This is a genomic window from Flavobacterium sp. CSZ (genome assembly GCF_015350725.1).
Classification (GTDB): Bacteria; Bacteroidota; Bacteroidia; order Flavobacteriales; family Flavobacteriaceae; genus Flavobacterium.
Genome location: NZ_JADKPQ010000069.1, coordinates 1 through 430, shown reverse-complemented (window position 1 = coordinate 430; position 430 = coordinate 1). Strand labels below are relative to the sequence as shown.

At 38.4% G+C, this 430-nt stretch carries 1 pseudogene; it reads left to right on the top strand.

What is annotated here, in order from left to right:
* Window positions 1-430, top strand: a pseudogene (locus IRZ78_RS26030) (SusC/RagA family TonB-linked outer membrane protein); the annotation flags it as partial.

Sequence of the window (430 nt, the reverse complement as noted above, 5' to 3'; positions counted from 1 at the left end):
TACCGGATATGGAATTCAAAATAACAATCAGCCTTCAGCTGACCTCACCTCTTCATCCAAATATCTTGCCCCAAACGCTCCCGCGCTTTATGATGCAGATGGAAATCTGAATTGGGCCAATAACACATGGCTAAATCCTTTACGTAATCTGGTAGCTGAATTTCGTTCCAACACAAAAGATCTGATAAGCAGTACAACTTTGTCATATGAGATACTTCCTGATCTTATTATCAAAAGTAATTTCGGTTATAGTGATTTACAAAATATTGAAACGCGCATCAATCCTTCTACAATTTATAATCCAGCAAGTGGAGCCACCAGTGCCCTTTCTGCATTGTATTTGAACAATACCCAGCGAAATTCATGGATTGTAGAGCCTCAAATAAACTGGGAGATTAACTTTGGAACAAGTAAGATAGGCGTTATATTG